The organism is Sinomonas mesophila (genome assembly GCF_001999765.1).
Lineage (GTDB): Bacteria > Actinomycetota > Actinomycetes > Actinomycetales > Micrococcaceae > Sinomonas > Sinomonas mesophila.
On sequence record NZ_MTIC01000003.1, the window covers coordinates 121,829 to 142,426 of the forward strand.

Annotated in this window: 20 protein-coding genes and 1 tRNA gene; 14 read left to right on the plus strand and 7 right to left on the minus strand. The window is 72.9% G+C overall.

The window, feature by feature from the left end; translation table 11 throughout:
• Positions 1–3: 3 nt before the first annotated feature.
• The 5 genes from galU (at position 4) to BV907_RS11945 (ending at position 3,704) form a co-directional block, all read left to right on the plus strand.
• Positions 4–924 (plus strand): UTP--glucose-1-phosphate uridylyltransferase GalU, encoded by a 921-nt coding sequence (gene galU, locus BV907_RS11925; protein ID WP_077489949.1) that lies wholly within the window; start codon positions 4–6, stop codon positions 922–924.
• A 6-nt stretch (positions 925–930) separates the two neighbouring features.
• The gene (locus BV907_RS11930) at positions 931–1,551 is read left to right on the plus strand and encodes a GNAT family N-acetyltransferase (RefSeq protein ID WP_077489950.1); all 621 of its coding nucleotides are present in this window, start codon (positions 931–933) and stop codon (positions 1,549–1,551) included.
• Positions 1,552–1,647: 96 nt separating this feature from the next.
• Positions 1,648–2,709 carry a hypothetical protein gene (locus BV907_RS18880; protein ID WP_077489951.1) on the plus strand — a complete coding sequence of 354 codons (1,062 nt, stop codon included), beginning with the start codon at positions 1,648–1,650 and terminating at the stop codon, positions 2,707–2,709.
• Positions 2,710–2,778: 69 nt separating this feature from the next.
• Positions 2,779–3,576: an SDR family oxidoreductase gene (locus BV907_RS11940; protein ID WP_077489952.1), complete on the plus strand. Its 798-nt coding sequence runs from the start codon at positions 2,779–2,781 to the stop codon at positions 3,574–3,576.
• 55 nt (positions 3,577–3,631) lie between these two features.
• Positions 3,632–3,704, plus strand: a tRNA-Ala gene (locus BV907_RS11945).
• Positions 3,705–3,814: 110 nt separating this feature from the next.
• Here the strand turns inward: BV907_RS11945 and corA are convergent.
• The 3 genes from corA to BV907_RS11960 all read right to left on the minus strand — a co-directional run bounded on the left by corA (position 3,815) and on the right by BV907_RS11960 (position 6,692).
• Complete coding sequence (corA, locus tag BV907_RS11950; RefSeq protein WP_077489953.1) at positions 3,815–4,813, minus strand: magnesium/cobalt transporter CorA; 999 nt, start codon at positions 4,811–4,813, stop codon at positions 3,815–3,817.
• Between the two features lie 68 nt (positions 4,814–4,881).
• Positions 4,882–5,385 (minus strand): Lrp/AsnC family transcriptional regulator, encoded by a 504-nt coding sequence (locus BV907_RS11955; protein WP_077489954.1) that lies wholly within the window; start codon positions 5,383–5,385, stop codon positions 4,882–4,884.
• Positions 5,386–5,459: 74 nt separating this feature from the next.
• The gene (locus tag BV907_RS11960; RefSeq protein WP_077489955.1) at positions 5,460–6,692 is read right to left on the minus strand and encodes an MFS transporter; all 1,233 of its coding nucleotides are present in this window, start codon (positions 6,690–6,692) and stop codon (positions 5,460–5,462) included.
• Positions 6,693–6,808: 116 nt separating this feature from the next.
• On the opposite strand from BV907_RS11960, the gene BV907_RS11965 reads away from it, so the two are divergent.
• Together BV907_RS11965 and BV907_RS11970 are read left to right on the plus strand one after the other, a co-directional pair.
• Positions 6,809–7,777, plus strand: coding sequence for a LysR substrate-binding domain-containing protein (locus BV907_RS11965; protein WP_245827942.1), 969 nt, complete (start codon positions 6,809–6,811; stop codon positions 7,775–7,777).
• Between the two features lie 78 nt (positions 7,778–7,855).
• Complete coding sequence (locus BV907_RS11970) at positions 7,856–8,686, plus strand: aldo/keto reductase (RefSeq protein WP_077489957.1); 831 nt, start codon at positions 7,856–7,858, stop codon at positions 8,684–8,686.
• Positions 8,687–8,714: 28 nt separating this feature from the next.
• Here BV907_RS11970 and BV907_RS11975 read toward each other — a convergent pair whose 3' ends face one another.
• A complete protein-coding gene (locus tag BV907_RS11975; protein WP_077489958.1) occupies positions 8,715–9,722 on the minus strand; it encodes a nitronate monooxygenase in 1,008 nt (335 codons plus the stop codon).
• 65 nt (positions 9,723–9,787) lie between these two features.
• On the opposite strand from BV907_RS11975, the gene BV907_RS11980 reads away from it, so the two are divergent.
• From BV907_RS11980 to BV907_RS11995, 4 genes are all read left to right on the plus strand, one after another.
• Positions 9,788–10,708 carry an N-acetylglucosamine kinase gene (locus tag BV907_RS11980; protein WP_077489959.1) on the plus strand — a complete coding sequence of 307 codons (921 nt, stop codon included), beginning with the start codon at positions 9,788–9,790 and terminating at the stop codon, positions 10,706–10,708.
• A 114-nt stretch (positions 10,709–10,822) separates the two neighbouring features.
• Complete coding sequence (locus BV907_RS11985; protein ID WP_077489960.1) at positions 10,823–11,776, plus strand: ABC transporter substrate-binding protein; 954 nt, start codon at positions 10,823–10,825, stop codon at positions 11,774–11,776.
• A 73-nt stretch (positions 11,777–11,849) separates the two neighbouring features.
• Positions 11,850–13,070 carry a pyridoxal phosphate-dependent aminotransferase gene (locus tag BV907_RS11990; protein ID WP_077489961.1) on the plus strand — a complete coding sequence of 407 codons (1,221 nt, stop codon included), beginning with the start codon at positions 11,850–11,852 and terminating at the stop codon, positions 13,068–13,070.
• Between the two features lie 52 nt (positions 13,071–13,122).
• On the plus strand, positions 13,123–13,974 hold the full coding sequence (locus tag BV907_RS11995) for a PPK2 family polyphosphate kinase (RefSeq protein ID WP_077489962.1): 852 nt from the start codon (positions 13,123–13,125) through the stop codon (positions 13,972–13,974).
• 20 nt (positions 13,975–13,994) lie between these two features.
• On the opposite strand, the gene BV907_RS12000 is transcribed toward BV907_RS11995, so the two are convergent.
• Both BV907_RS12000 and xseA read right to left on the minus strand, forming a co-directional pair.
• A complete protein-coding gene (locus tag BV907_RS12000) occupies positions 13,995–14,321 on the minus strand; it encodes an exodeoxyribonuclease VII small subunit (protein ID WP_077489963.1) in 327 nt (108 codons plus the stop codon).
• Entirely contained in the window at positions 14,314–15,714 is a 1,401-nt protein-coding gene (gene xseA, locus BV907_RS12005; RefSeq protein ID WP_077490215.1) for an exodeoxyribonuclease VII large subunit, read from the minus strand. The genes BV907_RS12000 and xseA overlap by 8 nt, the downstream gene beginning before the upstream one ends.
• An 81-nt stretch (positions 15,715–15,795) precedes the next feature.
• Between xseA and BV907_RS12010 the strand changes: the two genes are divergently transcribed.
• Together BV907_RS12010 and BV907_RS12015 are read left to right on the plus strand one after the other, a co-directional pair.
• On the plus strand, positions 15,796–16,647 hold the full coding sequence (locus BV907_RS12010; RefSeq protein WP_139346747.1) for a hypothetical protein: 852 nt from the start codon (positions 15,796–15,798) through the stop codon (positions 16,645–16,647).
• A gap of 9 nt (positions 16,648–16,656) precedes the next feature.
• Positions 16,657–17,742, plus strand: a complete 1,086-nt coding sequence (locus BV907_RS12015) for a 4-hydroxy-3-methylbut-2-enyl diphosphate reductase (RefSeq protein WP_077489965.1) — start codon at positions 16,657–16,659, stop codon at positions 17,740–17,742.
• A gap of 425 nt (positions 17,743–18,167) precedes the next feature.
• Here the strand turns inward: BV907_RS12015 and BV907_RS12020 are convergent, their stop codons facing one another.
• Complete coding sequence (locus BV907_RS12020; protein WP_077489966.1) at positions 18,168–19,448, minus strand: DNA recombination protein RmuC; 1,281 nt, start codon at positions 19,446–19,448, stop codon at positions 18,168–18,170.
• A 55-nt stretch (positions 19,449–19,503) separates the two neighbouring features.
• Here BV907_RS12020 and ychF point away from each other — a divergent pair, with 55 nt between their 5' ends.
• Complete coding sequence (gene ychF / locus BV907_RS12025) at positions 19,504–20,589, plus strand: redox-regulated ATPase YchF (RefSeq protein WP_077490216.1); 1,086 nt, start codon at positions 19,504–19,506, stop codon at positions 20,587–20,589.
• Positions 20,590–20,598: the final 9 nt, after the last annotated feature.

Consider the following 20,598-nt stretch of genomic DNA (forward strand, 5'->3'; position numbering starts at 1 on the left):
AGGGTGTCTACGAGCGCTGCAGTCAGGAAAGCCGTCATCCCCGTCGCCGGGCTCGGCACCCGATTCCTGCCGATGACGAAGGCCATGCCCAAGGAGATGCTGCCGGTCGTGGACAAGCCCGCGATCCAGTACGTGGTCGAGGAGGCCGTCGGCGTGGGCATCGACGACATCCTGATGATCACGGGGCGCAACAAGCGGGCTCTCGAGGACCACTTCGACCGCGTCCCGTCCCTCGAGGCGACGCTCGAGGAGAAGGGCGACGCGAAGAAGCTCGCCGCCATCCAGGAGTCCAGCAACCTCGGAGACATCCACTACGTCCGCCAGGGCGACCCCAAGGGCCTCGGCCATGCTGTGCTCTGCGCCGAGCGCCACGTGGGCAACGAGCCCTTCGCCGTCCTCCTCGGCGACGACCTCATTGACGAGCGAGACCCCCTCCTGGGCGAGATGATCCGCGTCCAGCAGGCGACGGGCGGCTCCGTCGTGGCGCTCATGGAGGTCGACCCCGAGCAGATCTCCTCCTACGGCTGCGCCGACGTCACGGCCGTGGAGGGCGAGGGCTTCGTGCAGGTCCATGGCCTCGTCGAGAAGCCGGATCCCGCGGACGCCCCGTCGAATCTGGCCATCATCGGCCGCTACGTCCTGCACCCGGCCGTCTTCGGCGTCCTGCACCAGACGGCGCCGGGCCGCGGCGGCGAGATCCAGCTGACGGACGCCCTTCAGGCCCTCGCCCGCCACGATGGCGAGGGCGGCGGCGTGTACGGCGTCGTGTTCCGCGGGCGCCGCTACGACACGGGCGACAAGCTCTCGTACCTCAAGGCCGTCGTCCAGCTCGCATGCGGGCGCGAGGACTTCGGCGGGGACCTGCGCTCGTGGCTCAAGGACTTTGTGGCGGACGGGGCAGAGGCCCCGGCCGCCCAGCTCTAACCTCGCATGTGGGCTTCGGGCTTCTGGCCCGTGACTCTGCACGCCGGCGACCTCACGCTCCGGCCGCTGCGCCACCGCGACAGGTCAGAGTGGATGGCCGTCCGGGCCCGGAACCGGGACTGGCTCAGCCCATGGGAGGCCTCGAACCCGCACCCCGACGCCACGCTGCCGACCTTCTGGCAGATGGTCAGCTCTCTCAAGCATCAGGCGCGGGAAGGGACGGCCCTGCCGTGGGTCATCACCCTGGCCGACCCGCGCCGTCGCAAGGCGCCCATCGTCGGGCAGCTCACTGTCTCCTCGATCATGTGGGGCTCGGCGCTCATGGCGACGCTCGGCTACTGGGTGGACCGCGAGCGTGCGGGGCAGGGCATCGCCCCGACCGCCGTCGCCCTCGCCACGGACTACTGCTTCCGCGAACTGGGGCTGCACCGCATGGAGATCAACATCCGCCCCGAGAACGCCCCGAGCCTCCGCGTCGTGGAGAAGCTGGGCTTCAGGCACGAGGGGCTCAGGCCCCGCTACCTCCACATCAACGGGGCCTGGGCCGACCATGAGTCGTTCGCGCTCACCGCCGAGGAGGTCCCCGAGGAAGGGCTGCTCGGACGCTGGCTCGCGACCCGCGGCTGACGGCGCGGGGGCCGCACGGCCCCGAGTCGGACCTTCTCCGCGACACACCGGCGCCAATGCCCGACCCGCCCCAGGGATCCTCCTACGGTTTTGACTATGGACTTCGCCCTCAGCAGCTCGACGGTGCTCGGCGCCGCTGTGCTCCTGTGGCTGCTCTGGGTCGCTCCCTATCTCCTGCGTCGCCGTCGCGCCGCGCAGCCCGCAGGTGAGGCGTCCATGCTGATGGATGGCACCGGGCAGGACTCCTCCGGCGCCGTGCCTCCCCACGCGAGTTCGGGGGAGCCCGACGGAAAGGCGTCCGACGGCGGGGCGCCCGACGCCGCGGCCGGACCCCCCGCCGCGGCCGGACCCCCCGCCGCGGCCGGACCCCCCGCCGCGGCCGGACCCCCCGCCGCGGCCCCGCTCCCGGTGGCGCGGCCAGAGCGACTGGCGGCCCCGCCGTCGTCCGCGGCAGCACCCGGAGCCGGCGCGCCCCTTCCCCCGTCCAGGAGCGGCGGGCGGAGCCTGAGGGTCCGGTGGGGCCGGCTCGCCGTGGCGGTCCTCGGGCTCGTGGCCCTCGTGGCCTGTCCCGTCACGCTCCTCCTCGTGGCCTTCGGCGGCCCGGCGGTCGTCCCCGCAGGCTGCGCCGCTGCTGCGGCGACCGCCGTCGCAGTCCTCCGTTCCCTGGCAGTGAGGGATCGCCGCCGGCGCGTGGACGCCGCCTTCGGAGCGGCGATGCGCGGCGCCCCGTCTCCTCCCGCGCCGTCCCGCCAGCCTGCGCCGAGCGAGGTGTTCGACGCCGGCTTCCCCCCCGAGCCTGCCCCTCGACCGCTGAGCCGCGAGGAACTCCGCGCGGCCGCGCTCGAGGTGGCGAAGGCATCCCAGGCGAGCGCCGAGGAGGCCGCCAAGGCAAGCGGCCAGACGGAGGAGACCTGGGAGCCGGTCGGGGTCCCCAAACCGTCCTACCTCGAGGCGGCCCGCGCCGAGCGCCCCGAGCCCGAGCCGCTCGAGGCGCCCGAGGAACCCAAGCCCTCCGCCAAGACGGCGATCAGGCCCAAAGCCGACGCGCCGGAACCCGGCACCGCCCCCGGCGTCCCGGCCCTCGCCCCGCGCCCCGCGGGCCGGCCCGCGGGCGCCCTCGGCAACCTCGACGCCGTCCTCCAGCGCCGTCGGGCCTGAGCGGCCCCTCTCGCGACGCGCGGAGGCCGCGCCGTGCCGGCGCCTCCCGCCGGGGCTAGTCTCGCTCCCATGGGTCTCCTCCTCGTGGCCGGTGGGACCGGCACCGCCGGCAGGGCCGTTGTGCGCGAGGCGACCGCCCGCGGCTGGGACGTTCGCTCGCTGAGCCGCCGGCTTCCCGCGCCGGAGGACGCGGCCGGCGGCGTCGAATACGTCATCGGGGACGCTGCGACGGGCGCTGGCCTGGCCGCGGCGCTCGAGGGCGTCGAGGTCTTCGTGGACGTTCTCGAGGGCCTCCGCGGGCGGGCACGGCGTGACTATGCCCTCGCGGGCCGTCGGCTGCTCGACGCGGCCCGGGGGTCGGGGACGGACCGTGCCGTGTCCCTCTCGATCGTCGCGGCCGACCGGTTCCCGATCGGCTTCTACCGTGCCAAGCTCGCCAAGGAGCGCGTGTACGAGGAGCACCCCCTGCCGACGACGGTGCTGCGGTGCGCCCAGTTCCATGACCTCGTCGCCGAGGTCTTCAGGGCTGGGGCGAGGTTGGGAGTCATCCCGTGCCTGCGCGGCGCCCGCCTCCAGCCGATCGACGTCCGGGACGTGGCCAAGGTCCTCCTGGACGCGGCCGCGGAGCCCGCCGGCGGCCATCTGGCGCTCACGGCCTGCGGGCCGGAGATCCGGGCCATGGCGGAGCTCGCCGAGGCCTGGAAGCATGCAGAGGGGTCCACGGCCCGGATCGTCGAGATCCCGGTCCCGGGCCGCTCCGGGCGGGTCCTCGCCGAGGGCGGGAATCTCGTGCCCGAGGCGGCCCGCGGCACCATCACGTTCGAGCAGTGGCTCGCGGAGCGGCACCAGCCGGTGCCGGGCGCGTGAGGCCCGGCGGATTTGGATTCCGGCCCCTCGCCCAGTAACGTAGATCCCGCACCGCGGGGTCTTAGCTCAGTTGGTAGAGCGCTTCGTTCGCATCGAAGAGGTCAGGGGTTCAAATCCCCTAGGCTCCACGTCTGTGCCGTGGCGCATGCGCGGCGCATGGGGAAGGCCCCCGGTCCCTCGGGACCGGGGGCTTTCTGCTGTCCAGGTGTACCCATCCCGGGGTGTCGTCCGAAGATGGCTAGAGCCAGTGCTTGCCCTTGAACACGAGGTAGAGGATGAGGCCCGAAAGCAGCATGAGCACGAGCGCGAACGGGTAGCCGGCGGTCCACTCGAGCTCCGGCATGAGACGGAAGTTCATGCCATACACGGCGGCGACGAGGCTCGGGGCGAAGAAGATGGCCGCCCACGCCGAGATCCTCTTGACCTGCTCGTTCTGGGCAGCGCTCGACTCGCTCTGCCGGTTCGCCGTGAGCGTTCCGTCGAGGACCAGGGCGTTCTGCAGGATGTCGCGGAACGAGTCGGCGCGGGAGATGAGCTGCTCGACGTGGTCGTGGACGTCGCGCAGCCTCCGCTGGAGCTCGACGTCGACGCCGTACTTGCCGAAGCCGCCCTCGAGGGCCTCGATGACGGGCCGCAGCGGGTGCAGGGCGCGCTGGAACTGGATGACCTCGCGCGCGAGCTCGTAGATGCGCCGCGAGACCGTGTGGTCGCCCGCGAAGAGCTGGTCCTCGATCTCGTCGATATCGTTCTCGAGGCCGTTGACGACGGGCCGGTAGTCGTCCACGACGCGGTCCAGGAGCGCGTAGAGCACCGCCTCGGGCCCGCAGCGCAGGAGCCCGGGATCGGCCTCGAGGCGCTTGCGCACGAGCCCGACGCCGGCAGTCTCGGCGTGCCGGATGGTCACGACGAAGTTGGGGCCCGTGAAGACGTGCAGCTCCCCAAACTCGACGGTTTCCGTCTCGTCGAGGTAGCGGGCCGGGCGGAGGACGACGAACAGCGTCTTGTCGTAGCGCTCCATCTTGGGCCGTTGGTGGGCGTGGATGGCGTCCTCGACCGCGAGGGGGTGGAGGCCGAACTCCTGGGCCACCGCGGCCATCTCGTCCTGGGACGGCCGGTACAGCCCGATCCACGCCATGCTCCCCCCGGCGGCTGCCAGCGTCTCGAACGTCTGCTCGAGGCTCTCGGGGTGCGCTGCCCTGCGGCCGTCAATGTAGACCGCGTTGTCGATGATCGTCACGGCCCCATTATGGTCGGCCCGGTCGGCTGCGCCTCAAGGGAGGTGGCCCCGCGCCGCAGGATCCCGGCCTACTCCGGGAGCGGGCCTCGGCCGGGGATCTGCTCGAAGACGAGGGTCGTCTCCGTGTGGCCGACCACGGGGTCGGTCGTGAGGTTGTCCAGGACCCAGTCGCGCAGCTCCTCGGTACTGCCGACGGCGATGTGGAGCATGTAGTCCACGGCGCCGGAGGTGTGGAAGGTCGCGAGGACTCCGGGCAGGTGCGGCACGCGGGCGGTGAAGCTGTCGATCTGGTCCCGGTCATGGGCCCGCAGGCGCACCGAGATGAGGGCCTGGACCGACCGGCCCACGGCGGCCAGGTCGACCTTGGCCTCGAAGCCCGTGATGATGCCGCGCTCCGAGAGGGCGCGCGTGCGCATGAGCGCCGTCGAGGGCGCGATGCCGACCATCTCGGCGAGCTGCTTGTTGGTCACGCGTGCGTCCTCGACGAGGGCGGCCAGGATGCGCCGGTCGACGTCGTCGAGCGGTTCGCCTCCCACGTGCCGGTGGGTCGTCGGGATGTGCGGCTGGCCCATGCTCGGCGTGCTCACGAGCGCTCCCTCCTGCTGACGCGCCTTCCGGGCGCGACCCCCATGATATGCGAGCGCCATCACGCGCGGTGCACGGCGGCGGAGGCCGCCGCCGTCGTGAGCGCCGCCGCCGCGACACAGCCCGCGAGGCCCGCCCAGCCGAGACCGTGGAACACGACGCCGCCCGCCCAGCCGAGCAGGCTGGAGCCCGCATAGTAGAAGAGGTTGTAGAGCGAGGCCGCCTGCGCCCCGCCCGTCGTCGCGAGCGCGCCGGTCCAGCCGGAGGCGATGCCGTGCGCCGCGAAGAACCCGGCCGTGAACACGACGAGGCCCGCGAGGACGACGGCGAGCGGCTCGGCCGCCATGACGATCGCCCCCGCGGCCATCGCGAGTGTGCTGGCCACGACGACGGGGCGGCGGCCGAAGCGCGCGGCGGCCCGACCGGCCAGCCCCGAGCTGAAGGTTCCGGAGAGGTAGGCGAGGAAGACGAGGCTCACAACCGCCGTCGGCAGCCCGAAGGGCGGGGCCTCGAGCCGGAAGCCGAGGTAGTTGTAGACCGCGACGAAGGCGCCCATGAGCATGAAGGCCTGCGCGTAGAGCACGAGGAGGCGCCCGCTGCGCAGCTGGGCGCCCAGCCGCCGGGCCACGTCCCCGGCGCCAGCGCGGAGCCCGCCCGCCGCAGGGGCCGGGACGAACCCGCGCGAGGGCGGGGCGAGGACGATGAACGCCGCGGCCGCCGCGGCGCCGAGGACCGACACGGCGAGGATCCCGGCGCGCCAGCCCGCCGCGTCAGCGAGCGGCCCGGCGACCAGCCGGCCGGCCAGGCCGCCGACGGTCGTGCCGGCCACGTACGTGCCTGCGGCCACGGCGGCGTGGGCCCGTCCGACCTCCTCGCTCAGGTAGGCGATCGCGACGGCGGGCACAGCCCCGAGCCCGGCGCCCTCGAGGAGGCGCAGCGCCAGGAGCACCTCGAAGGACGGCGAGAGGGGCGCGAGCAGGCCGAGCGCCGTCGCGGTGACCATCCCGATGCGCATTGCCCGCACGCGCCCGATCCGGTCCGCGGCGAAGGACCACGGCAGGACGGCGGCGGCGAGCCCGATCGTCGCGAGCGAGACCGTGAGGGCCGCGAGGGCCGGGTCGACGCCGAGTCCCGCAGAGATCCGCGGGAGGATCGCCTGGGCCGAGTAGAGCTGCGCGAAGGTCGCCACCCCGGCGCAGGCGAGGGCCGCGATGAGCCTGCGGTAGCCGCGGCTGCCCTGCGCGTGCCCGGCCCACGCGACCGGGGCGGGGGCTGTCTGCGCGGCGGCGTTCATGGGCTCCAGCGTAGGGACGCCTCAATCCATGCGTCTAATGCGTTTTCTGTGACAAAATATGCTGCAGACGCATGAATCTCCGGATAGAGCCGAACCGAGCCGACAGAGGAGCCGCCGTGCTCGAGAGCCACGCCCCCGCGCCCCTGCACTCGGACCTCGCCCGGCTCCTGCCCCTCCTGCCGGTCCTCGACGCCGTCGGGCAGACCCGGCACGTCACCGCGGCCGCCGAGCTGCTCGGGGTCCCGCAGCCGACCGTGAGCCGCGCGCTCGGCCGGGCCGCCGCCGTCGTGGGCACCGAGCTGGTCCGCAAGGAGGGCCGCGGCATCCGGCTCACGCCGGCCGCCGAGCAGCTCCTGCCCGCCGTGCGCGCGGCCCTCGACGAGCTGCAGCGGGGGCTCGACGCCGTGCACGAGCGCGCCCAGCAGGCCCGCGGGATCGTGCGGCTGAGCTTCCAGATGACCTTCGGCGAGGCCGCAGTGCCCGTGTTCGTGAGCGGTTTCCGCGCGAGGCACCCGGAGGCGCGCTTCGAGCTCCTCCAGGGGTCGCGGCAGAGCTGCCTCGACGCGCTCGCGGAGGGAAGGGTGGACCTCTCGATCGTCTCGCCCCGCCCCGAGCCGACGCGGTCCCTCGAGAGCGCCGTGCTGCACGTCCAGCCCGTGCGGCTCGCCGTCCCCGCGGGGCACCGGCTCGCGCGGCGGCGCCGGGTGCGCCTGGCCGAGGCCGCGGGGGAGCCGTTCGTGGCCCTCGAGCGCGGCTTCGGGATGCGCAGCATCCTCGACCGGCTCGGCCGCGACGCCGGATTCTCCCCGGACATCGCGTTCTCGGGGCAGGACACCCGCACGCTCCTGGGCCTCGTCTCCGCGGGCCTGGGCGTCGCCGTCGTGCCCCCGTCCAGCGAGGGCCACGCCGCCGCGCACGGGTCGCGCCTGGGCTGGGTGGAGCTCGAGCTCGAGGACCCGGGGGCGACCCGGGAGATCGGCCTCGTGTGGCCGCGCGGGATCGGCGAGCCGCCGCAGGTGAGGATGTTCCGCGAGCATGTCCTGGGCCTCGACCCCGGCACCCTCGCCGGCGCCTTCGGTGGCTAGCCGCGCTCTTCCCGGGCCGCAGCCCGAACACGGCGCGGGCCTCCCCACGGCGGGCGGCGCCCGCCTAGGGTGGGGGCCATGGCTACCGCACCGCGCATCCCGCTCGCCTCAGGGAACTCCATCCCGCAGATCGGCCTCGGCACGTGGCCGCTGGACGACGCCGGGGCCGCCGACGTCGTCTCGCTCGCCTTCGGCCTCGGCTACCGGCACGTCGACACGGCCGAGAACTACGGCAACGAGGCCGGCGTGGGCGAGGGCATCCGGCGCTCGGGCGTCCCGCGCGAGGAGGCCTTCGTCGCCACGAAGTTCAACCGTCGGTGGCACAGCGTCGACGGCGTGCGCTCGGCGTGGGAGAACAGCGTCCGCCGGCTCGGGCTCGAGTACCTCGACCTCTTCCTCGTCCACTGGCCCAACCCGGACCAGGACACGTACGTGCAGGCTTGGGAGGGCCTCATCACGCTGCGCGAGGAGGGGAAGGTGCGCTCGATCGGGGTCTCCAACTTCACCCCGGCCCACCTCGACCGGATCATCGACGCGACCGGCGTCGCGCCGGACGTCGACCAGATCCAGCTGAGCCCCTACTGGGTCCAGGCCGGGCCCCGCGCCGCCCACCGTGAGCGCGGCATCGTCACGGAGGCGTACACCCCGATCGGCCGGGGCACAGACCTCCTGGCGGCGCCCGCCGTCGTCGCCGCGGCCGAGGCGCATGGGGTCACGCCCGCCCAGGCCGTGCTGCGGTGGCACACCCAGCAGGGCCTCGTGGCCATCCCCAAGTCCTCCGACCCGCGGCGTCTCGCGCAGAACCTCGACGTGTTCGGCTTCGACCTGACGGAGGCCGAGATCGCGGCGATCGACGCCCTCGACGGATCCGGCCCCGAGCAGGCGGATCCGGACGCGTTTGGCCACTGAGCCCTGCGGGGCGTCCCCGTCCGGCTGCTCACCCCGCGAAGCGCGCCACCGTCTCCGCCGCCGGCTCGTCGCGGGCGGCCCGCCACGCCGTCCCGGCCCACAGGTTCGTGCGCGAGGGGTCGCCGGCAGCGACCGACGCCGCACGCAGCGGCGCCGTGAGGTGATGGATGACGGGGTAGGCTGCCGGGGCGTCCGGGAACCGGCGCATGAAGCCGTTCTCGAGCCCGCGCGCCCACTTGCCCGAGAACGCGCGCGTCGGGGCCGTGCGCTCGAACTCGTCGGAGGCGAGGGCGGCCCGATGCACGGGGTTGGTCCCCGCCTCCGGGGTGCGCAGGAACGCGGTGCCGAGCTGCACCGCCTCCGCGCCGGCGGCGCGGGCCGCGGCGGCGTCCTCGGGGGTGCCGATCCCGCCGGCCGCCACGATCGGGAGGACGACGGCGGCGCGCACCGCCGCGACGAGGTCGGCGAGAGTGCCCTCCCACGCGGGCAGGTCGAGGAACGCGCCGCTGTGGCCGCCCGCGTCGGGGTGCTGGACGACGACGGCGTCGGCCCCGAGCTCGGCGGCCGCCCGGGCCTCGTCCGGGCCGGTGACGGTCTGGAGCACGAGCGTCCCCGCGCGGCGCAGCGCCGCGACGGCGTCCGCGGCCGGCAGCCCGAACGTGAACGAGACCGCGGCCGGGGCCCGCTCGGTCAGGAGCGCGAGCTTCGCCGGGTACGCGTCGTCGTCGTCCCAGCGCGGCTCCGGCAACGCGGCGCCCACGGCGCGCGCCTCCCCGGCGAGGCGCTCGCGGTAGGCCAGTACGGCCGCGCGGTCCACCTCCGCGGTGCTCGGCACGAACAGGTTCACGCCGTAGGCCGCCGCCCCCATCGCGTCCAGCACATCCAACTCACCCTCGAGCGCTGCGGGGGACTTGAGGCCGCCCGCGAGGAAGCCGAGACCCCCCGCCCGGCCCGCCGCGTGGGCGAGCTCCGGCCTGCTCGGCCCGCCCGCCATGGGCGCCGCCACGACCCCTGCCGGTCCTGCCCATCCCTCCATGCCGTTCCTCCTCGGGCGTCTGTGTGCCGTGCCCCGCCGGGGCCCTGGTCAGTACTCTAGGTGGCGTGACTCAGAGCCCAGGCGCCCCGGCGTCCCCAGCAGGCCCCGGCAGCGCGCGTCCCCTCGTCGGCCTGGACATCGGCGGGACCAAGACCAGGGGCATCAAGGTCGTCGGCGGCGAGGTCGTCGCCGACCTCGAGGTCGGCAGCGCGAACGTGCAGAACGTGAGCCGGGAGACGGCGGCGGCGAACCTCGCCGAGCTGTTCGCGAGGCTCGACGCCGCCGACGCCGACCAGGTCTTCGCCGGTGCCGGCGGGATCGACACCGACGCCGACGCCGAGGCCCTTGCGGCCCTCATCCGACCCCACGTCCCCGCCGCGCAGGTCACGGTGGTCCACGACTCGCGCCTCCTGCTCGCGGCGGGCAGGGCTGCGACGGGGGTCGCGGTCATCGCCGGGACGGGCTCGGTCGCGTGGGGAACGAACGGCGACGAGGAGGCCCGGGCCGGCGGCTGGGGCTACCTCCTCGGCGACGAGGGCAGCGGCTACTGGCTCGGCCGCGAGGCGGTGCGCTACAGCCTGCACCGCATGAACCTCGGCCTCGAGCCGGATGCGCTCACGCAGGCCCTCCTCGACAGCACAGGCCTTGCCGAGCCCAACGAGCTCATCGCGCACTTCCACTCCGACGCGACGGACCGGCGCTACTGGGCCCAGCGCTCGCGGGTCGTGACCGAGGCCGCCGAGGCCGGCCACGCCGGCGCCCGGTTCATGGTGGACCAGGCCGCGCACGACCTCGCGCGGATGGCCGCGCAGGTCGCCCGCCAGCTGGGGATCGACGGACCGGTGATCCTCGGCAGCGGGCTCGGGATGCATGTTCGGCGCCTCCAGGACGGTTTCCGGGCCTCGCTCGCGGAGCAGGGGGTCGAGGACGTCCGGGTCCTGGACCGCGACCCGATCTTCGGCGCCGTCGAGCTCGCGGCCCGCTGATAGGCTCGCACGAGCACCCGGCAGCGGCGCACGTCCACGGGTCTGCCAGGGCGCACGAGGCCATCGAGGTGCGGGCGGACGTCCCACGCCCACCGCGCTCGAGGAAGGAACACCATGAGCCACGCACGACCCGTGCCGCGCCGCCGGGCGCTCACCCTGTTCGCCAGCCTAGCCGCGGGGGCCGTCTCGCTGGGCCTCGCCGGCTGCGGGGCCAGCTCCGACCCGCTCTCGAGCCCCGCGGGGAGCGGCACGGCCATGGCCGGGAAGGAGCTCGTGATCGGCTGGGGGGACGTCCCCGAGAGCCAGATCCTCGCCGAGGTGTACGCGGGTGCGCTCAATGCCGCAGGGATCACCGCGTCGACGAAGCCCACCATCGGCTCTCGCGAGGTGTACGTCAAGACCGTCCAGGACGGCTCGATCGACGTCGTGCCCGACTACACGGGCAGCCTCCTGCTGTCCCTGGACCCGGCTGCCACCGAGGCCTCCGCCGACGAGATCGCCAAGGCGCTGCCCAAGCGACTGCCGGAGGGGATCGCCATCCTCGAGCCCGCCAAGGCGGAGAACAAGGACGCCCTCGTCGTCACGCGTGCGACGGCGGCCAAGTATGAGCTCACGAGCATCGAGGATCTGGCCAAGGTGTGCTCCGAGCTCGTCATCGGGGCGCCCGCCACGTTCGCCGAGCGGGCCCACGGCCTGCCGGGCCTTAAGGAGAAGTACGGCTGCGAGCCCAAGAAGCTCGAGCCGTTCGCCGACCGTGGACTCATTCTCAAGGCCCTCCTGACCGACCAGGTGCAGGTCGCCGACTTCGGCACGGCGACGCCGTCGATCGCCGACAACGACCTCGTCGTGCTCGAGGACCCGAAGGACAACTTCATCGCCCAGCAGGTCGTCCCGCTCGTGCATAGCTCGACGCTCCCGGACGCGGCGCGCAGCGTGCTCAACGACGTTTCGCGCAAGCTCACGACCGACGACCTCATGAACCTCAACCGGGCCGTGAGCGGGAACCAGAAGCAGAGCCATGCGGACGCCGCGAAGGCCTGGCTCAAGGAGAAGGGCCTCGCCTCCTAGGCCCCGGCGCCGGCCACGGGGTGTGAGCGGAATCTCGCCGGGAGTCGCTCGAACCCTGTGGCATATTTGGACAATGGCCCAGTTCACGCAGTCCTCCAAGCTCCACAACGTCCTCTACGACATTCGCGGACCGATCCTGGAGGCTGCCCACCAGATGGAGGCCGAGGGCCACCGGATCCTCAAGCTGAACATCGGCAACCCGGCGCCGTTCGGCTTCGAGGCGCCGGACGCGATCCTCGTGGACATGATTCGGCACCTGCCGCACGCGCAGGGCTACAGCGACTCGCGCGGCATCTTCTCCGCCCGCACCGCGGTCTCGCAGTACTACCAGACCCGCGGGATCCAGAACATCCACGTGGACGACATCTACCTCGGCAACGGCGTCTCCGAGCTCATCACGATGTCCCTCATGGCGCTGCTCGAGCCCGGCGACGAGATCCTCATCCCGAGCCCCGACTACCCTCTGTGGACGGCGTCGGTCTCGCTCGCGGGCGGCCACGCGGTGCACTACCTGTGCGACGAAGAGCTCGACTGGGAGCCGGACCTGGACGACCTCGAGTCGAAGATCACGCCCCGGACCAAGGGCATCGTCGTGATCAACCCGAACAACCCGACTGGGGCGCTCTACTCCGACTCGACGCTGCGCCGGATCGTCGAGCTCGCCGAGAGGCACGGGCTCATCGTCTTCGCCGACGAGATCTACGAGAAGATCCTCTACGACGGGGCCACGCACACCAACATGGCCGCCTTCACGGGCGAGGACGTGCTCTGCCTGACCTTCTCGGGCCTGTCCAAGGCCTACCGGGTCTGCGGCTACCGGGCCGGGTGGATGGCCATCTCGGGACCCAAGCAGGCCGCGGCCGACTACCTCGAGGGGATCAACCTCCTGGCCAACATGCGCCTCTGCGCGAACGTGCCTGCGCAGCACGCGATCCAGACCGCGCTCGGCGGGTACCAGAGCATCAACGACCTCATCCTGCCCGGCGGGCGGCTGCTCGAGCAGCGCAACAAGGCCTACACCATGCTCAACGCGATCCCCGGCGTCTCGACGCGCCAGGCCAAGGGCGCGCTCTACCTCTTCCCTAGGCTCGACCCGGAGGTGTACGAGATCCGGGACGATGAGAAGTTCGTCCTGGACCTGCTGCGTGAGCAGAAGATCCTCGTCTCCCACGGGCGGGCGTTCAACTGGCCCGCCCCGGATCACTTCAGGATGGTCACCCTCCCGGCGGTGGCCGACATCGAGGAGGCCATCGGACGCATGGCCGATTTCCTCGCCCGCTACAAGGGTAATTAGGAAGGCAGAGCGCAGAGGTCCGGCACCGTGCTGGGCCCGAGAGCGGGGTGCCATGGCTGCGAAGGGGTTCGACGGCGATCTCGAGGAACTGCTCCGCGTCCGCGAGGGGTTCCACCTCGCGGGCGTGGACCCGGGGTCCACGCCCGGGTACCGCGGGGGCAAGTCCGGCGGCGAGGCGCTCTTGGCAGAGCAGGACCTCGTGCTCGCGGAGCTTCAGGAGCGGCTCTACGCGGCGGGCCGAGACGGGGACGCGCCGTCTCTCCTGCTCATCCTCCAGGCCATGGACACGGCCGGGAAGGGCGGGATTGTGAGCCATGTCGTGGGCGGCGTGGACGTCCAGGGGGTCAAGCTCAAGGCGTTCAAGGCGCCCACTGACGAGGAGAAGGCCCACGACTTCCTGTGGCGGGTCGAGCGCGAGCTGCCCGAGGCGGGCATGCTCGGCGTCTTCGACCGCTCGCACTACGAGGACGTGCTGATCCACCGCGTCCACGGCTGGGCCGACGCCGCGGAGATCGAGCGGCGCTACGGGGCCATCCGCGACTTCGAGGAGCGCCTCGCGTCCGGCGGTACGAGGCTCGTGAAGGTCATGCTCAACATCTCCAAGGACGAGCAGAAGGAGCGCCTCCTCGCGCGGCTCGACGACCCGATCAAACGCTGGAAGTACAACCCCGGCGACGTCGACGAGCGGCTCCTCTGGGACGAGTACATGGACGCCTACCAGCGGGTCTTCGAGGAGACGGCCACGGAGAGCGCGCCGTGGTACGTCGTCCCGGCCAACAAGAAGTGGTACGCGCGCATCGCGGTCCAGCAGCTGCTCATCAGCGCGCTCGGGGACATTGCCCCCGACTGGCCCGAGCCCACCTACGGCGTCGAGCACGAGCGCGCCCGGGTCGCCGCAAGCTGAGGCGCGGACCCGGGGAGGCGCTAAGGCCGGTCCGTGCCGGAACCCTGGCCGCCGCCAGGGGCGCCGTGCCCGTTCCCGGCCATCGCGTTGCCGCCTGAACCTGCCGGGCCGGCGTTCGCGGGCTGCTCGCGCGCGGCATCCAGCCGGCGGCGCGCGCCCTCTAGCCAGTCCTCGCAGCGCTGGGCGAGCGCCTCGCCCCGTTCCCAGAGGGCGAGCGACTCCTCGAGGCTCACGCCGCCGGCCTCGAGCCGGGACACGACCGCGACGAGCTGCTCGCGCGCGTCCTCGTAGGAGAGGCCGTCGAGGTCCTCCGTTCGTGCCGGGCGGGACTCGGGTGCTTCAGCCATGGATGGCTCCTTCCTCGTGGTTCTCGGCGTCCGTGCGCGCCCCTGCCGCTGCGGGCCGCGGTCCCTCGGACCGCGCGGCCAGCTCGCCGCGCGCGAGCCGCAGCCGCAGGGCCGTCCCGGCCGGCGCGATCGCCGGGTCCTGGACGACGGCGCCGGGGTGGGCCGGGGTCCCGGGGACCCCCTCGGCGAGCTGGACGACGGCGTAGCCGCGGTCGAGCGTCTGCTGCGGCGACAGGGCGCGCACCTGCGCGCGCAGGTGGGAGACGGCGTCGAGCCCGCGGACGACGCCGGCGCTCACCGCCGCGTGCGAGCGGCCCCGCAGGCGCTCGAGCTCCTCGTGCCGGACCTCAACCATCGCCTCGGGCGCCGCGAGCGACGGCCGGCTGCGGATCGCCGCGATCCTGTCCGACTCGCGCTCGACGAGCAGACGGATCTGCCGCTCGAGCCGCTCGCGGCACTGCCGCACCCGTGCGAGCTCCTCGGAGACCTCCGGGACGATCCGCTTGGCCGCGTCCGTGGGCGTCGAGGCGCGCAGATCGGCCACGTCATCGAGGATGGGACGGTCGGCCTCGTGGCCGATGGCGCTCACGACCGGCGTGGTGGCGTCCGCGACGGCCCGGACGAGGGCCTCGTTGCTGAACGGCAGGAGATCCTCGAGCGAGCCCCCGCCGCGCGCGATCACGATGACGTCCACCTCGGGGCGCGCGTCGAGCTCCCGGAGCGCGGCCATGACCTCCGAGACGGCGTTCGCCCCCTGGACCGCCACCTCGCGGATCTCGAAGCACACGGCGGGCCAGCGCAGCGACGCGTTGCGCAGCACATCCTTCTTCGCGTCCGAGTCCCGGCCCGTGATGAGGCCCACGCAGTGCGGGAGCAGCGGAAGCCGGCGCTTGCGGGAGTCCGCGAAGAGCCCCTCGCTGCCGAGGGCCTGGCGCAGGCGCTCGACGCGGGCGAGCAGGTCCCCGAGCCCCACGGGACGCATGTCCCGCACCGCCATGGTGAGCCGGCCGGTCTTGAGCCACATCTCCGGCTTGACGAGCGCCACGACGCGGGATCCGCGCTCGACCGGCTCTCGGAGCCGGGCCATGACCATGCCCCACGCCGACGCGGGCAGCGAGATCTCCTGGTCGACATCGCGCAGCGTCAGGTAGGCCGTTCCGCCGCGGCGGTTCAGCTCGATCACCTGGCCCTCGATCCAGACCTGCGGCGCCCGCTCGATGTGCTCCTTGAGCTTGCGGGAGAGGACATGCAGCGGCCACGGGTTGTCGGGGGTCGTGTCCGCCGCGCGCGCGGGCAGCGACGAGGGGCCGGGTCCCTCGGGGTCTGGTCCCTCTGTGCCTGATCCCGCGGTGTCTGGTCCCCCGGTGTCTGATCCCGGGTCTGGTCCTTCCATCTCTGCCACCATAGTTCAGGACTATCACGCGGCACCGACACTCCACGGGCCGCCCGCGAGGCCCCGGCTAGGATGGACGGGTTGCCGACCCCCGGGAAGTCCATGCGCACCGTCCTCTCCGCCCTCTCCGTGCTGCTCGCCGTCGTGCTCGCCGCCGTGGCCGTCCCCGCCCTGTGGGTCGAGCGGAACATCGTCGACGAGTCCGGGTTCGTCCGCCTCTTCTCGCCGCTGCGCGAGGACCGGGGGCTCTTCGACGCGCTCGGGGCCTCGATCGCCGCCACGGCCGTCTCGGCGTCGAACGTCCCAGAGCGGCTCCAGCCGGCCGCGCAGGAGCTCGCCGCGGGCATCGTGGACGGAATCACCCGGGATGCCCGCTTCCCCGCGGCCTGGGACGAGACCCTGCGCGAGAGCCACGCCGCGAACTTCGCCCCGGATGCCCCGGCGGACGCCGTGAGCCTCGAGCTGCGGCCGCTCGCGGACCTCGTGCTCGCGCGCGTCGGCGAGTCGCTCGGCGTCGACCTCCCCGAGTCCGGGGGCCTCGCGGTCCAAGCTGGCTCAGCGCAGCAGCGCGCCGCCCTCACCGCCGCCCAGGACGCCGCCGCACTCTCGGGGCCGCTGTGCGCCGGCGCGGCGCTCTCACTCGTGCTCGGTCTGCTCGCCGCACGACGGCGGGGCGTCGCCCTCGCGTGGGCGGGCCTCGGCCTGCTCGTCACTGCGGCGGTGCTGGGCGCGGGGACGTTCCTCGTCTCCTCGCTCGCGGGCGCACAGGCAGGTTCGGGGACAGTCTCCACCGTGTTCGCCCAGCGGGCGGGGCAGCTCGTCGCGGACGGCTTCGCGCCATGGAACGCGGCGCTCGCGCTGGTCGGTGCGGCGCTCTTCGTGATCGGGGGCATCCTCGGGGCCCGGCGGAGGCGGCGCCTCGCACGCCGGTAGCATGGACGCATGACCTCCTCTCCCATCGCCCTTTCCATGCCCACGGTCCCGCGGCGCCGCCGCACGCCCGAGGACGTGGCGCAGGCCGCCCCGGTCGCGGGGGAGAAGAAGGTCCTGCTCGCGGCCCCGCGCGGCTACTGCGCGGGAGTTGACCGGGCCGTCATCGCCGTCGAGAAGGCCCTCGAGCACTACGGCCCCCCGGTGTACGTGCGCAAGCAGATCGTGCACAACCGGCACGTCGTCGAGACCCTCGAAGAGCGCGGGGCGATCTTCGTGGACGAGACCGACGAGGTCCCCGAGGGCGCCCTCGTGGTGTTCTCCGCACACGGGGTGAGCCCCGCCGTCGTCAACTCCGCCGCCGACCGCGGCCTGCGCACGATCGACGCGACGTGCCCGCTCGTGACCAAGGTCCACCGCGAGGCGGTCCGCTTCGCCAAGAGCGACTACGAGATCCTGCTCATCGGCCACGAGGGCCACGAGGAGGTCGAGGGCACGTACGGCGAGGCGCCTGAGCACACGCAGATCGTGAACTCGCCTGAGGAGGCGGACACGATCCAGGTCAAGGACCCGGACCGGCTCATCTGGCTGTCCCAGACCACCCTCTCCGTGGACGAGACCATGGAGACCGTCCGCCGGCTGCGCGAGCGCTTCCCGAACCTCCAGGACCCGCCGAGCGACGACATCTGCTACGCGACGAGCAACCGGCAGGCGGCGATCAAGAAGATCGCCCCCCAGGCGGATCTCGTGATCGTGGTCGGCTCCTCGAACTCCTCGAACTCGGTCCGGCTCGTCGAGGTCGCCCTCGAGTACGGCGCCAAGGCCGCGTACCGCGTCGACTTCGCGAACGAGGTCGACGAATCCTGGTTCGAGGGGGTCACGACCGTGGGCGTGACCTCCGGCGCCTCCGTGCCCGAGGTGCTCGTCCAGGACGTCCTGCGCCTCGCCTCCGAGTACGGCTACGGCACTGTGGAGGAGGTTGTCACCGCCGAGGAGGACATTCTCTTCTCCCTGCCCAAGGAGCTCCGGGCCACCCTCAAGGACGCCGGCGACGCGAGCCGCGGCCTCGGCGGCCGGGGCCAGCGCCCCCGCGGCTGATGCTCCCCACCCCGGGGTGGAGTCCTGGGACGTCGAGATGGGGTCCTGGGGCGCCGAGGTGGGGTCCTGGGGCGCCGAAATGGGGTGCTGAGACGCCGAAATGGGGTCCTGGGGCGCCGAAATGGGGTGCTGGGACCGCGAGGTCGTCCTGTGGAACTGCTGGGGGCCATAGATCGCTGAGGTGGGGTCCCGGGACCGCGATCGCGCGTCCAAGGGCAGCCCGCAGCGCGACGGATGCAGCGCGCGAGCCCGGTTCTGGACGGCGGTGGGCCAGCACCGGGAGGCCAGCGCCTGAAGCGCCTCATCCTGCGGCGCTATCCGGACAGCGAGTGGTGTGAAGAGGCGTCCCTTCCGATACGTCCTTGTCCTGCTGCCCGGTTGGGAGTGGGAGCAGGACAAGGTTCGGTCAGGCGGAGTCGCGCAGCTCAGGCGGAGTCGCGCAGCTCTCCATCGAGGCCCTCGACGCCCCCCGAGAGCCGCCGCCCCGCGAGCCCGCTGTCCCTGAGCTGCTGCTCGTCGAGGAGTTCGCCCGCACTCAACACCCGTGGGGTCGACTCGAGCGGGGGCACCTCCGGGAGGGCGTCGGCCGAGGCAGGGTCGAGGGCACCGATCCGCCGGGCCGTGGGCAGCACGCGGGACTCGAGGGTGCCGACGAAGCTGTTGTACCGCTCGACCGAGGTCTTCAGCGACGCCCCCAGCTTGGCCACGTGGCCGCCCATCGTGCCGAGCCGGCCGTACAGCTGCTGGGAGAGCTCGAAGAGCTCGCGCGCGTTCTCCGTCAGCAGTTCCTGCCGCCAGCCGAAGGCCACGCCCTTGAGCAGGGCCATGAGCGTCGCCGGGGACGCGAGGGCCACGTTGCGGGCGAAGGCGTGGTCGAGGAGCCCCGCATCCGTGCGCAGCGCCTCCGCGAGGAAGGACTCTGCCGGGAGAAAGCACACGACGAGCTCGGGGCTCGCCCCGACCGCCTCCCAGTACTTCTTGGACCCGAGCGCGTCCACGTGGGCGCGCAGCGCCTTGGCGTGCTCGGCGAGGTGCCGCTCGCGCAGGGCCGTCCCGGCGGGGCTCGCATCCTGGGCGTGCTCCTGCGCCTTGAGGTACGCGCCCAGGGGCACTTTCGAGTCGACGACGATCCGCTTCCCGCCGGGCAGGGAGACCACAAGGTCGGGCCGGACTCCGCCGGCCTCACCGTTCGCGGAGACCTGCTCCGTGAAGTCCACGCGCTCGAGCATCCCGGCAGCCTCGACAACCCGCCGCAGCTGGACCTCGCCCCATGTGCCGCGCGAGGCGTTGTTGGCCAGCGCCGCCGTGAGTGCGTGCGCCGTGGTCAGGAGGGCGGCGTCGGATTCGCGCGCCGCTTGGAGCTGCTGCGCGATCTGCCCGTACTGCTCGACCCTGTCGCGCTCGAGCAGCGCCACCTGCCGCTGGACGGCCCCGAGCTTCTCTGCCACGGGGGCGAGGGCGTGCAGGACGGTGTTCTCCTGCTCGTCGAGCGAGGTCAGCGCCGCGTTCTGCCGCGCGAGCAGGTCCCGCTCCGCGCTCGCGGCAGCGAGCTGCGCCTCCGCCGACGCGAGGCGGGATTGCAGCGCGGGCAGCCCCGCGCCGTCGTGCGCGGCCCGGCGCCGCTCCCACACCGCACCGGCCAGCGCGCCCACAACGAGCGCGAGCAGGGCCACGAGCACCACCACGAGAATCTGTGTTCCGTCCATGGCCCCACCCTCGCACGGCCGTCCGACAATCCTCGCGACGGTATGATGGATGACCGTGGCTCTCACTATCGGTATCGTCGGTCTCCCCAACGTCGGCAAGTCGACGCTCTTCAACGCCCTGACCCGGAACCAGGTCCTCGCGGCGAACTACCCCTTCGCGACGATCGAGCCGAACGTCGGCGTCGTGAGCCTGCCCGACCCGCGCCTCGGCCAGCTCGCGGAGATCTTCGGCTCCCAGCGCGTCCTGCCCGCGACCGTCTCCTTCGTCGACATCGCCGGCATCGTCAAGGGCGCCTCCGAGGGCGAGGGCCTCGGCAACCAGTTCCTGGCGAACATCCGCGAGGCGCAGGCCATCGCCCAGGTGGTCCGCGTCTTCGACGACCCGGACGTCGTGCATGTCGATGGGCGGGTCGACCCGAACGCCGACATCGAGATCATCCACACCGAGCTCATCCTCGCCGACCTCCAGACGATCGAGAAGGCACTCCCGCGCGTCGAGAAGGAAGTGAAGATCAAGAAGCGTGACGCCGCCGAGCTCGCGGCCATTCAGGCCGCGCAGAAGGTCCTCGAGCGAGGCGTCACCATCATCTCGGCGGTCGAGAGCGACAAGCTCGATATGGCGTCCCTCAAGGAGCTCGGCCTTCTCACGGCGAAGCCGTTCATCTACGTCTTCAACTGCGATGAGGGCGTGCTCGGCAGCCCGGAGAAGCAGGCCGAGCTGCGGGAGCTCGTCGCCCCCGCGGACTGCGTCTTCCTCGACGCGAAGCTCGAGGCCGACCTCGTGGAGCTCTCCGAGGAGGAGGCCCGCGAGTTGCTCGAGATGAACGGGCAGGACGAGTCCGGCCTCGACCAGCTGGCCCGCGTCGGCTTCCACACCCTCGGCCTCCAGACCTACCTCACCGCCGGGCCCAAGGAGGCCCGCGCGTGGACGATCCGCCAGGGCGACACCGCCCCCCAGGCCGCGGGCGTGATCCACTCGGACTTCCAGCGCGGCTTCATCAAGGCCGAGGTCGTGCACTTCGGCGACCTCGTCGACGCCGGCTCGATGGCCGAGGCGAAGGCCCGCGGCAAGGTCCGCATCGAGGGCAAGGACTACGTCATGACCGACGGCGACGTGGTGGAGTTCCGCTTCAACGTCTGACGCGTGGCG